Origin of the sequence: Rhodopirellula sp. P2, from assembly GCF_028768465.1 — a bacterium.
Classification (GTDB): Bacteria; Planctomycetota; Planctomycetia; order Pirellulales; family Pirellulaceae; genus Rhodopirellula.
The window spans coordinates 2,321,249-2,335,854 of record NZ_CP118225.1; the positions used below are offsets into that span (position 1 = coordinate 2,321,249).

At 58.3% G+C, this 14,606-nt stretch carries 10 protein-coding genes; 5 read left to right on the forward strand and 5 right to left on the reverse strand.

Translation table 11 applies throughout. The annotated features are described in order from the left end of the window. Positions 1-30 precede the first annotated feature (30 nt). From PSR62_RS08285 to tilS, 3 genes are all read right to left on the reverse strand, one after another. The gene (locus PSR62_RS08285) at positions 31-2,349 is read right to left on the reverse strand and encodes an ABC transporter permease subunit/CPBP intramembrane protease (protein ID WP_274407307.1); all 2,319 of its coding nucleotides are present in this window, start codon (positions 2,347-2,349) and stop codon (positions 31-33) included. Then, a complete protein-coding gene (locus PSR62_RS08290; protein WP_274407308.1) occupies positions 2,346-3,167 on the reverse strand; it encodes an ATP-binding cassette domain-containing protein in 822 nt (273 codons plus the stop codon). The genes PSR62_RS08285 and PSR62_RS08290 overlap by 4 nt, the downstream gene beginning before the upstream one ends. A gap of 213 nt (positions 3,168-3,380) precedes the next feature. Beyond that, positions 3,381-4,553: a tRNA lysidine(34) synthetase TilS gene (gene tilS, locus PSR62_RS08295; RefSeq protein WP_274407309.1), complete on the reverse strand. Its 1,173-nt coding sequence runs from the start codon at positions 4,551-4,553 to the stop codon at positions 3,381-3,383. 294 nt (positions 4,554-4,847) lie between these two features. Here tilS and rny point away from each other — a divergent pair, with 294 nt between their 5' ends. Continuing rightward, positions 4,848-6,416 (forward strand): ribonuclease Y, encoded by a 1,569-nt coding sequence (gene rny, locus PSR62_RS08300; protein ID WP_274407310.1) that lies wholly within the window; start codon positions 4,848-4,850, stop codon positions 6,414-6,416. A 404-nt stretch (positions 6,417-6,820) separates the two neighbouring features. On the opposite strand, the gene PSR62_RS08305 is transcribed toward rny, so the two are convergent. Beyond that, positions 6,821-8,713 carry a GntP family permease gene (locus PSR62_RS08305; RefSeq protein WP_274407311.1) on the reverse strand — a complete coding sequence of 631 codons (1,893 nt, stop codon included), beginning with the start codon at positions 8,711-8,713 and terminating at the stop codon, positions 6,821-6,823. 248 nt (positions 8,714-8,961) lie between these two features. Between PSR62_RS08305 and PSR62_RS08310 the strand changes: the two genes are divergently transcribed. Further along, complete coding sequence (locus PSR62_RS08310; protein ID WP_274407312.1) at positions 8,962-10,386, forward strand: class II fumarate hydratase; 1,425 nt, start codon at positions 8,962-8,964, stop codon at positions 10,384-10,386. 74 nt (positions 10,387-10,460) lie between these two features. Here PSR62_RS08310 and PSR62_RS08315 read toward each other — a convergent pair whose 3' ends face one another. After that, the gene (locus PSR62_RS08315; RefSeq protein ID WP_274407313.1) at positions 10,461-11,474 is read right to left on the reverse strand and encodes a 4Fe-4S dicluster domain-containing protein; all 1,014 of its coding nucleotides are present in this window, start codon (positions 11,472-11,474) and stop codon (positions 10,461-10,463) included. Positions 11,475-11,665: 191 nt separating this feature from the next. On the opposite strand from PSR62_RS08315, the gene PSR62_RS08320 reads away from it, so the two are divergent. From PSR62_RS08320 to PSR62_RS08330, 3 genes are all read left to right on the forward strand, one after another. Beyond that, complete coding sequence (locus tag PSR62_RS08320) at positions 11,666-12,460, forward strand: (Fe-S)-binding protein (RefSeq protein WP_274407314.1); 795 nt, start codon at positions 11,666-11,668, stop codon at positions 12,458-12,460. 61 nt (positions 12,461-12,521) lie between these two features. After that, positions 12,522-13,943, forward strand: a complete 1,422-nt coding sequence (locus tag PSR62_RS08325; protein WP_274407315.1) for a lactate utilization protein B — start codon at positions 12,522-12,524, stop codon at positions 13,941-13,943. Next, positions 13,940-14,548, forward strand: coding sequence for a LutC/YkgG family protein (locus tag PSR62_RS08330; protein WP_274407316.1), 609 nt, complete (start codon positions 13,940-13,942; stop codon positions 14,546-14,548). The genes PSR62_RS08325 and PSR62_RS08330 overlap by 4 nt, the downstream gene beginning before the upstream one ends. The last annotated feature ends 58 nt before the right edge of the window (positions 14,549-14,606 follow it).

Consider the following 14,606-nt stretch of genomic DNA (forward strand, 5'->3'; position numbering starts at 1 on the left):
AAGACGAGTTGCCGGGCCCTGGGCAACCGTTCATTGCGTGGCCGGTGAAAGTCGCTTCAAGGCTGGGTCGGTGCCGTTGCTGCCCAGGCTCACTCGGTCAGCCAACGCATCATTGCTGTTGATGGAATCCGCGGCTTGTGTGATTCGGTAGATACCAGCCAAGCAAGCGGCGGAAACGATGAAGCAGCATGCCGTCCAATAAGGGTGGTACGCCGGTCCATTGGCTGTGTTCTGGATCAGTTCATTCAAGATCGGTAAGTCCAACTCCGTGACACGTTGCAGCGACACCGACAGGGCATTGTTGCAGAAGTGAATCGCGATGCCTGGCAACACGCTTCCGGTGCGAAGTGCGATCCAGCCGAGCAGCAGTCCCATGAACGTTGCCGAAATCGATTGTTGAAGCACGCCATGCGAGATGCCAAACATCAACGCGGTGACCAAGACGGCTCGCAATGGGTGGCCGCCGCGGATCAGGCCGCCAAAGATGAATCCACGGTACGTGAGTTCTTCGCAGATCGCTGGGACAAAAGCCATCAGCAGGATCACTGAGGTCCACGGGGCCGAGGCGATTTGCTGGGTGAACGGCAGCATTGCCTCGACCGCTTGGTCACTGAGGGGGTACATCGCACTGATCCATCCAGCCAATTGAATGTATAGCGGATGAAGCATGACGCAGAGCACGCCGATGACTGGCCACGTTCGCCAGTTTGGAAGATTCAGTCGCAGGCTGGTACGCAGGGACGTGGTCAGCATGACCGACATCAACAGCGTCGGAGCCAAGATCAATCCAAGTTGGGGGATCAGGACCAGGGTCGCGATGCCCGCAAACGTCGTTGGCATCTCGGTCACGGCAAGTTTGCCAAAGAAGAGTCCGACGAGCACCACGGCTCCGCATCCAAATGCGACGGTGGGGGTGGCTGCCAATTGGCGGTCACGCCAAAGGTGTCGGAACCAAGCCCCGAGTTCCCACTGATCGCCATCACCAAACAAAACGGATTCGGATTCGAACTGACGGCGGGCCCATTGAACGGCCAACCACAGGCAAATGCCCGTGACAAGTGCAACGGTCGGAACGTACGTCAAGGCTTCGACCATGTGTCCCTCGACCAGGGTTCTGACAAGCAAGAACATTCCGGTGACAGGAATCAAGCTGGTGCCCAAGCTGAGCGTCGTGCCTGGCAACATCGGTAGCAAGACCAGTGGCAGCGTCAGCATCATCAACGGCATCAGGTAGTACTGGCCTTCCTTGCTACTGCGGGCCATGGCGGCGACCGCGAGAGCCAATGCGCTGAACAAGGCTGACAGCGGGATCAGGGCCACGAACAACCACAGCATCGGGATCAAAGGCGGCGTTCCCATGGAGCCGCCCGCGGGACCAATTGCGATTTGATTGAACACGAACGTGCTGGTGACCAGCATCGAGCAGGCGTTGAGGATTGCAGTCATCATGCTGAATGACATCACGGCGCCGAGCTTGCCCCAAACAATTTCACTTCGAAGCGTGGGACTGCAGAGCAACGTTTCCAGCGTTCCACGTTCTTTCTCACCAGCGACCAAATCGATCGCGGGATAGAACGCGCCGGTCATCGCCCAGATCAGCATGATGAACGGCAGAAGCTTGCTCCAAAACGCGGCTTCGCGAGTTCGCTCGGGAGCGATGTCGACGTCACGGACTTGGAACGGATCCAAGACCGAAAGCTCCATCCCTGCCGAGGACAATCGGTTGCGAACCCAGGTTCCACGCCAGTGATTCAAAATCGAGGCCATGCGTTCTCTCGCGACCAGAGACTGGTCCGAGGCAACGTTGTAGAACAGCCCGATGGTGCCCTGTTGGTTGGGCTGCGTGGGGTTGGTTTCTGACAGGGGTGTTTCAAAGCAGATCACGCAGTCGTAGATGCCGTCGCGAACCCAGGCTTCACTCCGCTCGCTCAGATCTCCGGTGCGTTCCAGTTCGCTGGTTCGAAAAGTCGTCACGTTGACGTTGCGAACGTCTTCGGAGACCGCATCGGCAAACTGGTACTGTGGCAGTGCTTTCTCGGGCGTGTCAGTGTCTGCGGCTTCTTTCTCAACCAGCAGCGGAGGGACGTCGCCAGTCGTTGCGGCTTGGACATGTTCCATCCCGATCACGCAAACGGAGATCGGATGTTGTTGAGTGAACTGCGCGATCTGCAGCAGCAGCATTCCGACGATGGGGTACAGCAAAATTGGCAGAACGATGATCGTGAAGAGCGTGCGCCGGTCTCGCAATTGATCTCGCATTTCGCGTGCGTAGATCAAGCCGATGGTTTCCAGTCGCGGTCGATTGGCTTTGGCGGCCCGCTCGCGTTTTTGTTGAGATGATTCGCTCATTGAGCTGCCTCCGTGGTAGCGAGCAATTGGTCACTGTCGTGGTCGTTTTTGGACGCTCGATGTTGTTCGTCGGCTTCCGCGGTTTCGTGTTCGCTGAGCAGCGAGAAGAAGAGTTCTTCAAAGTTCTCTTCTTCGTGGCGGTCAACCAGTTCCCCCAAGGTGCCCGAGTCCAAAATGCGTCCCCGATGCATGATCGCGATTCGGTCGCACAACCGTTCCACCTCGCTCATGATGTGAGTGGAAAAGATCAGGCACTTGCCCGCCTCTCGTAATTCGCGAATGACTTCCAGCAGGTTGCGAGCGACCAGCACGTCCAGTCCAAGCGTTGCTTCGTCAAACACGAGCACCGGCGGGTCGTGCACCAAGGCTCGAGCGATCGAAACTTTTTGCTGCATGCCGGTGGACATCTTGCTGCCCGGAACATCGCGGAACTCGTTCATCCGAAGTTGGCTGAACAGTTTTTCAAGCCGATCGTTGAGTTCGTCGCGTTGCATGCCATGCAGGCGGCCGAAGTAACCGACCATCTCCCAGGCGGTCATGCGGTCGTAAATGGCGGTGTTGTTGCTGACGAAACCGATGCGGCGACGGACTTCCGTCGGCTCATGTGACACGTCGTAGCCATTGATCGTGGCGATCCCAGAGCTGGGGCGCAGCACGGTCGAGAGGATCCGCAGAACCGTGGTTTTTCCGGCGCCATTGGGGCCGAGCAGTCCAAAGATTTCTCCCGGTTTGACACAAAATGAAATGTGGTCAACGGCCAAGAAACGTCCCCGGCGAAGGTCTTCGTAGGCCTTCGTCAGGTGTTGGACATGAATCATGGGGTATCAGCCAGGCTCGAATGCAAACGGTCAGTCAGAGGTCCCCCGTGCTTGCACGCGGGTTCCTTTGGGAACCGTAACTCTCAGTGACGTGTCAGGCGTGATTCCATTCGTCGAATGCGGCCTGCTGGAGTCAAACCGACGACGTGATGGGCCGTTTGTTGGGACTGGTCCGATCAAACCGATTGTGTCGATGAAGGGTCAGCTTGAGAATCATTGGCGTCTCAGCACCAGACAATCCGGTTGGAGACGAAGGGTGATCCCACCTGGAAAGGGGCCACGATGCATGCTTGTGTCAGTCGCTGGGAATGTCGTGGTCGCTGCCGTGGCAAGCTGGGCCAATCGTTGCCAATGTTCCATCGTCATGGCGCCGCGCGGCCAGCCCAGTCGGTCCCACGCCAGTTGGCTAGCAGTCACGATGATCGGGCGTTCCGTCGTCCAGTCGTGAGTGGTCGCCACTTCATCGCTCGGCACCTTGGCCTGGGTGGAATTCGCCAGTCGCCGTGTGTGAATGATCCACTGGTCGTCTGCGAACCCCGAGTACGTTTCCAGCCACTGGTCAGCCAAGCGGCGTAGCATTTCATTGGTCTCGCGTTGCAGTCGAGCGGCGCGATGCATTGCCTCGATCGCAGTCGGGTATCGGTCCTCGATCAGCGGCAGCACATCATGCCGAAGCCAGTTGCGGGTGTAGTGAGTGAGTTGGTTGCTGGCGTCTTCCCGCCAGGTTTGTCCGATTTCACGAAGCCCTGCTCGCAACGTTTCGCGACGGACTTGGAGGAGCGGACGCCGCACCACCAGGTCCGTGTCCAGGTCCGATGTTTCGGCGATGCCGGCCAACCCCAGTGGTCCCGTGCCGCGGATGAAATGGTGCAGCATCGTTTCGGCTTGATCGTCGGCGGAATGAGCCAACGCCACATACCGGCAGCCATGTTGCTGTGCTGTTTGTTGGAAGAATTTGCGTCGGATTTGACGCAAGGTGCCCTCGTCGTTGGCCGGGGGGGAAGCGTCGGTTTCGTTCGGCACACAAACGGAATGCGTCAGGCAGGGCAATTGCAATTGCTGGCAGAGTTCACGGACGAAAGCTTCGTCGGCATCGGATTCTTCGCCACGAAGGCCGTGGTTGCAATGAGCGACGATCAGCGGGGCGGTGACGCGAGCCCGGTTTGGTTCCCTGGTGTGGATGGCAGCGGAGTCCTCCGCCCACAATTCCGCGAGCAGTCGAATCAGCGCGACGCTGTCCGCACCGCCGCTGCATCCGACCAGGGTTGCGACGTCGGAGGATCGGCCGTGCCGGTTGGGCCACGAACGGCGAATCGCATCCTGCAAGGACCGCCAGTGGGCGGTCGCGTTGAAATGGGAGGGTTCATCGGGAGGGGGTGAATGCACGTGGCCGATCATTTGGTGGTATGGGGGCGTCCAAGGGGCTCGTGTCCGTTTCCTGCGTCAGTTGGGTCGGTTACACTCGCGATTCCGTCTTAACACCACCGCTTTCAATCCCGTGCTTTGCATTGGACGTTTTGCTCATGTGGCTGATAATTTATCTGCTGTTCCCTCGCTTTGCGACAGTTGGCGCTCTGGTTGCCAACCCGATTTCGCTGCGATCATGTGTGAAGCGAGGCGTCTTGCACCACCTCGACCTTTGGTGCACGCCTGGGATGAACAAGCGGCTTCGAGAATCTAATGAATCCGCAACTCTCCTCCACCATTCTTTATTGCCTCCTCTGCTTTTTCCTCGGTATTGCTGCCGTGCTGGCTTTTTTCCAGCGTCAGAATGTCAAACGCCGCGAACGGCTTGAGGCCGAAGCCGAAGCGGTTCTTGAAACCGCTCGCCGAGAAGCTGAAACACGAGGCAATCAAATCATCGTCGACGCTCGCGAAAACGCATTGGTCATCAAGGCCAATGCCGATCGCGAAGTGGCTGCGATGCGCGAAACGGAACAAATCCGCGACCGCAAACTGGATGCTCGCGAAGACCAGTTGGCATCCGGTCAAGAGTCCTTGCGCAAAGCCCAGCGTGGTTTGGAAAGCAGCCAAACGCGTCTCGCCGCGCAAATGCGAAATCTGACCGAGCAACGCGCCGAACTGGATCGCTTGGTGCAAGAAAGCCAGCGGGCACTCGAGAAGGTCAGCGGCATGACAGAAGAGCAAGCCGCTGAGAAATTGATGCAGTCGCTGCGGCAAGACCTCGAACACGAAATCGGCTCGACGGTGTTGAAGCATCAGCGTGAGTTGGGCCGACGCGTCGACGCCCAGGCACGCGAAATGTTATTGACCGCGATGCAGCGTTACGCGTCAGTGCACACCGCCGACACAACGACCAGCACCGTTGGGGTCCCGACCGATGACATGAAGGGCCGGATCATCGGCCGCGAAGGTCGCAACATTCGCGCGTTTGAAAAAGCCACGGGAGTGGATCTGATCATCGATGACACCCCTGGTGTGGTGGTGGTCAGTGGCTTTGATCCGGTCCGCCGTGAGGTGGCGCGGATGTCGCTGGAGAAACTGATCGCGGACGGCCGAATTCATCCGTCGAAGATTGAGGAAACGGTCGAACAGGCTGGCAAAGAGATCCAGTCGTTCATCTTGCAAAAGGGGCAGGAGGCTGCCAGCGAAGTCAACGTGTCGGGGTTGCATGATCGCGTGATCGAAATGCTGGGGCGGCTGCACTTCCGAACCTCCTACAGCCAGAACGTGTTGCGGCACAGCGTCGAAGTGGCATTTCTGGCCGGCATGATGGCTGAAATGATTGGCTTGGATGGCGATTTGGCACGTCGTTGTGGATTGCTGCACGACATCGGCAAGGCCGCCGATCATGAACTCGAAGGCGGTCACCCCAAGATCGGTGCCGACCTGCTGCGTCGCAGCAAAGAGAACGAGGAAGTCGTGCATGCCGCCAAGGGCCACCACGATGAAATCGTGACGGAGTTCCCTTACACGATGCTGGTGGCGACCGCGGATGCCTGCAGTGCGTCACGGCCCGGTGCCCGTCGCGAATCGCTGGAACGTTACGTCAAACGCATGGAAGAGCTGGAATCGATCGCTCAACGATTCGACGGTGTGCAACAGGCCTATGCCATCTCGGCTGGTCGTGAGTTGCGAGTGATGGTGGGCAGCCAGCAAGTCAGCGACGAACGAGCCGCCGCAATCTGCCGCGACATCGCCTCCACGTTTGAAAAGGAACTGACCTACCCCGGTGAAATCAAAGTCACCGTGGTCCGCGAAGCTCGTTTCACCAACACCGCGAAGTAGGAATTGCTGTTGCCAATTCGTACGACGGCCTTCCAATCGTCTGTTCTTGCTTCCGGCTGCTACCATCCTTCATCCCGGTAGGGATGCAAGATGGTAGCCGGGGGTTGCTGCGTCGCAGCGCACCCCCAGAAAACGAGTCCCCGAAAACAACACTCACCATCCCGCCGTGGCCGATGGCCACGGCGGGATGGTGAGTGGCGAGGTGGAGTTTACATGTCCGTCGGTGGCGCGATCGCTTATCGACGGCTACTTTCTGACATCCCTACCGGGATGAAAACTTGCGCAAACCAATGCGCTCCACAACACCGGCCATTTCGCAGTCCAGGCGAACGCCTAAACGGCTCGCGTCTAACTGCTTCGACGGCCTGGGAAGGCCATCATACATCCAGCTGGCCATCCTTCACTCAGCTGGCCATTGGCACGATTTGGCTGAGGATGATCGTGGTGACCAAGCCGCCGATCGACAGTGTGGCCAAGAGCGGCGTCCAGCTCCGCAGGGATTCGCCCTCGGTCAGTCCGCCCATCTTGGTGAACACCCAGAATCCGCTGTCGTTCATCCAGCTGCCCATCAGCGATCCGCTGCCCACGGCGGTCGCAACGTAGACCAAGTGGAACGGAGGCTGTTGTTCGCCCAGGATCGCCGCCATCATTCCGGCACCGATGATCATGGCGACGGTGCTGCTGCCTTGAGCCACTTTCAAGACCGCCGAAATCGACCAAGCCAGCAAGAGAATCGCCAGTCCTGCGGCTTCACGGCCTTCGAAGAACTGTTGGATCGTGTCAGCGATGTTGGTCGCGCTGAGCATCGCTCCGAAGGCACCCCCGGCGGCGGTGATCAGGATAATGACGCCGCCGCTCATCAGCGATTCTTCCACGTCCACGCCGACTTCTCGCCATGACAATTGACGGACAATCTTGAAGGTCAGGATGGCGGACAGGGCGGCCAGCAACAGCGCAAAGTTCGGGTTGCTCCACAGGCCCAGTGCATTGGCTGTTTTTCGCATGGAAGTGTCCCAGCGATGGGGGGCCAGCAATTCAGGGTAGGCCGAGTCCAGCAGGGCACGGTTCATACGCCGACGGTCGACCGGCTTCATTCGAAGTTGATCGGCGGCCATGAGTTTGCTGCTGACCTCTGGGATCTCGACGTCGTCAAACGCATCTGCGTCGTAAAAGTCTGGGTCGAGCAGCCCGTCGTTCATCGCGGCCACAAACAAGGATTCTTGTTCGGGGGTGGTGGGCGGTGTCTTCAGCGTTTGACGTTGTTCTTCGGTCAGTTGGGAACTGCCGAGCAATCGTCCGGCGGGTGACATTTCGCTGGCGTTCACGAATTTTTCGCTCAGCAGTTCGAAGCTCTCGATATCGGCCGCGGCGATGGCGGCACGATCTTCTTTGTCGGCCAACGTGGTCGCCAGGGTTCCGGCCCCGATCAATGCCACTGGCAGGACCACGGGCAGCATCGAGGACCACAGCGACGGCAGTTGTGCTTCGGCCAAGGGTTCGTGTTTGTCTTCGTTGGCGCCCAGCGGACGCATCGGAACCGGCATCTTCTTATCGACGATGACCGAGAAAATGAGGCCCAGGATCGCGGAGGGAATGGCGACCGCGGCCCCGACTGCCATCATCATGCCAATGTCCACGCCCAAGATCGCGGAGACCAGCAAGGGGCCGGGGGTCGGTGGCACCAGGGTGTGCGTGATCGCGCCGCCCGTGGCGATGGCCATCAAGTACCGCAGGTAATGGGATTGGGTTCGTTTGTGAAGGCTGCGGGCCAGCGGAACGAGGAGGTAAAAGACGGTGTCAAAGAACACCGGCACCGCCAGGATGAAACCGCTGATCATCAGGCCCAGGGAGGCCTTTTTTTCTCCGGTGACTCCGACCGCGGTGCGGACGATGCGGTCCGCAGACCCGCTGTCCAACATGCATTTGCCGATGATCGCGGCCATCGCGATGACGATGCCCACCCCGCCTGCGGAGCTTCCGAAGGCGGAGACAACGGCGTTCATCCGAGTGCCCGCGTCGGCATCGGTTTGAAAGCCCACCAACAGGCTGACGAACAATGCCGAGATGATCAAAGCCAGGAAGGCATTGAGTTTCAACCCGATGATCATCGCCAGCACGCTGACGATGCCGGCCAAAACCATCCAAATGGGTGTCATTGAGATCGATTCAGTCGCCTGCAGGCCCACGTCCACGGCGGCGTCCGCGGCAAAAACATCGCCGGCAAAAATCGCGAGCGAGAACAGACCCAAACAAGCGGCCAAGCGTTTCATCGCCGACCCATTTTCCCAAGGCATCATCCGGTTCGTATCCAATGTCGATTTGAAGGACCAAAGTTTCTAGGAAGGCAGTTTGCCACCCAGTTTCGGTCGTCGTGTGGTGCGATTCATTCCCTACGTTTCGACCGAGCGTCAGATCGTAGCAGAAACCATCGCTGAGTTTGGGTTTCGGGCGTCGTTCGCGCCGTTTGGGTGGATTGCTAGGATGGTCGTCCTGACGGTTTTTGCTTTTGATGACCCGTTTCACTCTCAGTTGATCCAACCACGCCATGACCGATTTTCGAACCGAACGCGACTCGATGGGCGAAGTCCGCGTGCCGCAAAACGCTTACTACGGTGCCCAGACTCAACGTGCGGTCGAGAACTTTCCGGTCAGCGGATGGCAGCTCCCGCCATCGATGATCGCGGCGATGGGACGTGTCAAGTTGGCGTGTGGGATCGCGAACCGTGATCTCGGAAAGCTGACCGGTTCTGGCAAGAACCCACTCAGCGATGGGCAAGTCAAATCGATGTTGGCAGCGGCTCAAGAAGTCGCTGATGGAAAGCTGGCCGATCAATTTCCCGTGGATGTGTTCCAAACGGGCAGCGGCACCAGCAGCAACATGAACGCCAACGAAGTGCTGTCCAATCGCGCGATCGAAATCGATGGCGGCGACCGGATGGCCGAGGAAAAGTCGATCCACCCCAACGATCACATCAACATGGGGCAATCGACCAACGACACCTTCCCGACTGCAATTCACGTTGCCGCGGCTTATGAAATTGAAAATCGCTTGCTGCCCGCGTTGCGACGCATGCACGAGTCGCTGACCGAGAAAGCCCAGGCCTGGGACAAGATCATCAAGATCGGACGCACGCACCTGATGGACGCGACCCCCCTGCGGTTGGGGCAAGAGTTCGGTGGCTTTGCACGCCAAGTCGAATTGTCGATCGCCCGCGCCGAAGCGGCTCGCGACGCCGTTTTGGAATTGCCGGTTGGTGGCACCGCGGTTGGCAGCGGAATCAACACACACCCTGAGTTTGGTGCTCGCGTCGCGGCCAGTTTGTCAGAGCAAACCGGCATCGCTTTCATCGAGGCGGTCAATCACTTTGAAGGCAACGCCAACCGCGACGGGTTGGTGGATTCGCACGGTGGGCTGAAATGCATCGCTCAGACAATGCTCGGGTTGGCAAACAACATTCGTTGGTTGGGCAGTGGGCCTCGTTGTGGTTTTTATGAAGTCAAGTTGCCGACTCGCCAACCTGGTAGCTCGATCATGCCGGGGAAGGTCAACCCGGTGATGTGCGAGTCGTTGATGCAAGTCGCCGCTCGCGTGATTGGCAACGACACTTCCATGACGGTCAGTGGCGGATGTGGCGGCAACTTCCAGCTCAACATCATGATGCCGGTCATGGCTCACACCATTTTGGAATCCATCGAGTTGTTGGCTGGCGGAGTCACCGCGTTCATCGATTTCTGCTTGGACGGTATGGAACCCAATGAAGAAGCCTGCGAAGCGGCGGTGGAGCAGAGTCTGTCCATGTGCACCAGCTTGAACCCCTTGATCGGCTACGAGCAAGCCGCCGCGCTAGCCAAGGAAGCGTTCAAGTCCGGCCAAACGATTCGCGAACTGTGCCAAGAAAAGGGAATCTTGGCCGACGACGTTCTGAGCGAAGCGTTGGATCCGTGGAAGATGACCGAACCACAAGCGTAGCTCCGGTTTTCATCGGCTATTTTCGACCAAGCAAGAGAGACGCGACCTCTGCTTGGGACGGGCGACGCTGCGGCCTACAAATCCAGTTCGTCCAGCGAATCAATCAAGCGATCCAGGTTGTCCTTGGGCTTTTCGTTCAAGGCAGCTTGTCGTTTTTTCAGGTTGTCGTCGATTCCAACCGCTTCCCGTCCGGTGAGCAGCAGTTGCTCATCGCGTTCTCGGGCGGCGGTCGCGATCGGGTCGCTCTTGTCGGTGGGAGCACCGAACAACTGCGACAAGTCGATTTTGAAACCTTCGTCGCCTTCGGTCACGGCACCGGCGATCGCGGGGGCTTTGTGCTGAGGGAAAATGATCGCGTTTTCGGGACACACGCGACTGCAAGCCGGGCAACCTTTGCGGCAGTTGTCAGGTTGCTCCACCAGGATGTTTTCGACTCCATCGACGCCGTAGACGCCGAACAAGCAGAAGTCGATGCATTCCATGCAGTTCGTGCAGCGGCTGAAGTCGATGACGGGGTACCAGCGTCGACTGGTCGTTTCATCGACTTCGACAATCTTGCCGCCGACGATGGGCAGCGATCGATCGGCCTCGTCGGCAATGTTCAGGATGCGTTTGATTTCGCCGATGAAATCGTCCACGGACTCGGAGACCTTCAGGTCCAGGCAGTGAATGGTGCGGTCGGGCCGCGGGTACAGGTCGGTCACCCGGTCGACGGGTTCTTGTTCGTCGGCTGCTGAATCGGAGGATTCAGGATCAGGGAGGGACAATTCTTCCTCGTCGTCTTCGTCCGCCCCCAGTTCGACTTCGCCGGTGGCGCCGCCGATTCCGTTGCGGTCCAGGACCCAGTGGGCGGCTCGCGAGAAGATCCAGCTGCAGACGATCAGGTCGCCTTCGATTTTTTGCAGCAGTTCCAGGGATTCACCACCCTTGGGCAAATCATAAAGATGAGGCACCATGATGACTTCGACGCCGTCGAGCTGGCCCGCGGCCTGTGCGATCGCCGATTCCAGGCCTCGTTTGGCCGGATTGCGAGATTGTCCCTTGGAAACAACCAGCGTGCACGTGGTGGGTTTGACGGCTGAGATCATGTTTCATCCGAAGAAAGCAAATGAGGCGGGACTTCATCCTGACTCTTGAGGAGCGACAAATCAACCGGAACCAGTTTCGCAGCGGACGTTCTCTCCGGCACTGGACCGTTAGTCTATACTCTTTGCGTTAGCGCGATCTGTTTGCTCCCCTGCGCGATTTCCCTGCCGTCAGCCCTATTTCTCAGCCTCGCATGACTGTTGCTCTGTTCATCCCCTGCTACATCGACCAGTTCTTTCCCAATGTCGCGATCGCGACATTGAATTTACTGGAACGCTTGGGGGTCCAAGTGGAGTATCCCGCTGGGCAAACCTGTTGCGGGCAACCGATGGCGAACACCGGATGCGATGCCGAAACGGCGCCGGTGGCCAAGCAGTGGGTGGAGCGATTTGCGGGGTATGACGCGGTCGTGTGCCCTTCAGGCAGTTGCACGTCGATGATTCGGAACCACTACGCCGACTACTTCGATCCCGCTGACACCGAATTTCAACACCTCCGTGAAAACACATTTGAGCTGTGCGAATTCATCGTCGATCGCTTGGGAGTTCGTTCCATCTCGGGACGCCTCAATCGCCCGGTGAGTCTCCATGCCAGTTGCCACGGTTTGCGTGAATTGCGGCTGGGCGCATGCAGCGAAAACATGACGCCGCGGGAAGACAAAATGCGGCTGTTGCTGGAATCCCTGGATGGAATCGAGATCAAGCCACTCACCCGCGTGGACGAATGCTGTGGTTTTGGAGGGACGTTTGCGGTTGCTGAACGAGAGACCAGTGTGGCGATGGGAATCGATCGCGTGACCGACCACATTTCCTCGGGCAGCGAAGTCATGATCGCCGGTGACATGAGTTGTTTGATGCACATGGGGGGATTGATCCGTCGACGCAACATGCCGATGTCGGTCAAGCACGTTGCTGAGGTGTTGATGGAGGCGATCCAGGAAGGTTCCCCTGACGCGGATCGTGCTTCCTCAGCGGTGACGAATCCATGACCGTTTGACGGTTTCGGCGTGCTTGTTTGTTTGAATGAATTCCAAAGCGAAGTGACTTCTCTTGACCTCTACTCTTCCCATCGTCGATCACCCGAGTGCCGCTCGTGAGTTTGTGACCAATGAGCCTCGCTCGCATTGGCATGATGATTCGTTGTGGTTCGTGCGCAGTAAACGTGACAAGCAAGCTCAATCGATTCCCGAGTGGGAGTACCTCCGCGAGCAAGCGTCGACGATCAAAAACCACACGATCGCGAAGCTGCCCGAGTACCTGCAACAGTTCGAGGCCAACGCGACTCGGTTGGGTGCGGTGGTTCACTGGGCGGCGGACGCGGAAGAACACAACCGCATTGTGTTGGATCTGCTTCGCCGCAACGACACCCTGCGGATCGTGAAGAGCAAATCGATGCTGACCGAAGAGTGCGGTCTGAACGAATACTTGATCGACAACGGCATCGAAGTTGTCGACACGGACTTGGGCGAACGCATCGTTCAATTGCGAGGCGAAACTCCCAGTCACATTGTGTTGCCTGCGATTCACATCAAGAAGGAAGAGGTCGGCGATACCTTTCACAAGTATCTGGGGACGCGGGCGGGCGAGTCCGATCCGCAGGTGTTGACCGAAGCCGCGCGAGGTCACCTGCGGGGCAAGTTCTTGAGCGGGGAAGTCGGGATCACCGGCGTCAATTTCGCGATCGCGGACACCGGCGGTTTGGTCGTTTGCACCAACGAAGGCAATGCCGACCTGGGCGTTTCCTTGCCGCGAATTCACATCGCTTGCATGGGCATCGAGAAGTTGGTGCCGCGGTTCCAGGATCTCTCAGTCTTCACCCGGTTGCTGGCTCGCAGTGCGACGGGCCAACCGATCACCAGTTACACCTCGCACTTTCACGGGCCGCGAGACGAGAACAGTGAATTGCACATCGTGTTGGTCGACAACGGTCGCTCCAAAATTCGCGACAGCAAAACATTTCGCGAGTCATTGAACTGCATCCGCTGCGGCGCTTGCATGAACACTTGCCCGGTGTATCGACGCAGTGGCGGGCACAGCTATCGAGCCACCGTGCCCGGTCCGATCGGCAGCGTGCTGGGGCCTGCGAAAAACGCCAAGGCACACAAGAGTTTGCCGTTTGCCTGCAGCCTGTGTGGTTCATGCACCGACGTTTGCCCGGTCAAAATTCCGTTGCATCACCAATTGCTGGCTTGGAGAAAAGTCTTGGTGGGCAAACGCCTTGTCGCCTGGAACAAGCGAATGGCGATGAAGGCCGCTTCGTTCTTGTTCTGCAACCCAACGTTGTTTGCTGCGGCGGGGTACTTGGGGCGAGTCAGCCTGAAGGTGCTGCCGAAATCGCTGACTCACAACCCATTCAACACATGGGCCAAGGACCGAGATCTTCCGGAACCGCCCAAGGAATCGTTCCACGAGTGGTATGCCAAGAACCGACCGTCCGGTTCGGAAACGATTTCGAAGGAGGAGCGATCATGAGTGAAACGCATTCCAGCAGTCGGCAGATCATTTTGGATCGGTTGAAAGGTTGCGTCGTGGACGCACCTGAGTTGCCCACGATTGATCCCGCTCGCGTGATTCAGTTTGAGGATCGTTTGCAGCAGTTCCAGGACACGTTGGCATCGGTGGGCGGCGAAGCCCATCTGGTCAACACGCCCAGCGAAATTCGCGAGAAATTGCAAACCATCGAAGTCTTCCAGTCCGCTCGCCGGATCGCCTCGACGGTTCCCGACGCGGTCACGCCGACCGTGGATTTAGCGACCATCGACGACCCGCATGCCTTGTCCACGCTGGACTGGACGATCGTTCGCGGCGAGTTTGGTGTGGCCGAGAACGGAGCGATTTGGATCGACGGCAAAACGCTGCCTCACCGTGTCATGATCTTCATCGCCCAGTACTTAGCGATCGTGATTTCGCGATCGGATTTGCTGAACAACATGCACGAAGCGTACGCCCGAATTGGCACGCCCGACCCCGGGTTTGGTGTCTTTGTGTCCGGCCCCAGCAAAACGGCTGACATTGAGCAATCCTTGGTGCTCGGAGCTCATGGCTGCCGCAAGCTACAGGTTTTTCTGCTGCCGTGAGTCACGGGGCTTCGCGGGGAAATCGTGTGGCTGTTTTTATTTGAGCGTCGATTGAACG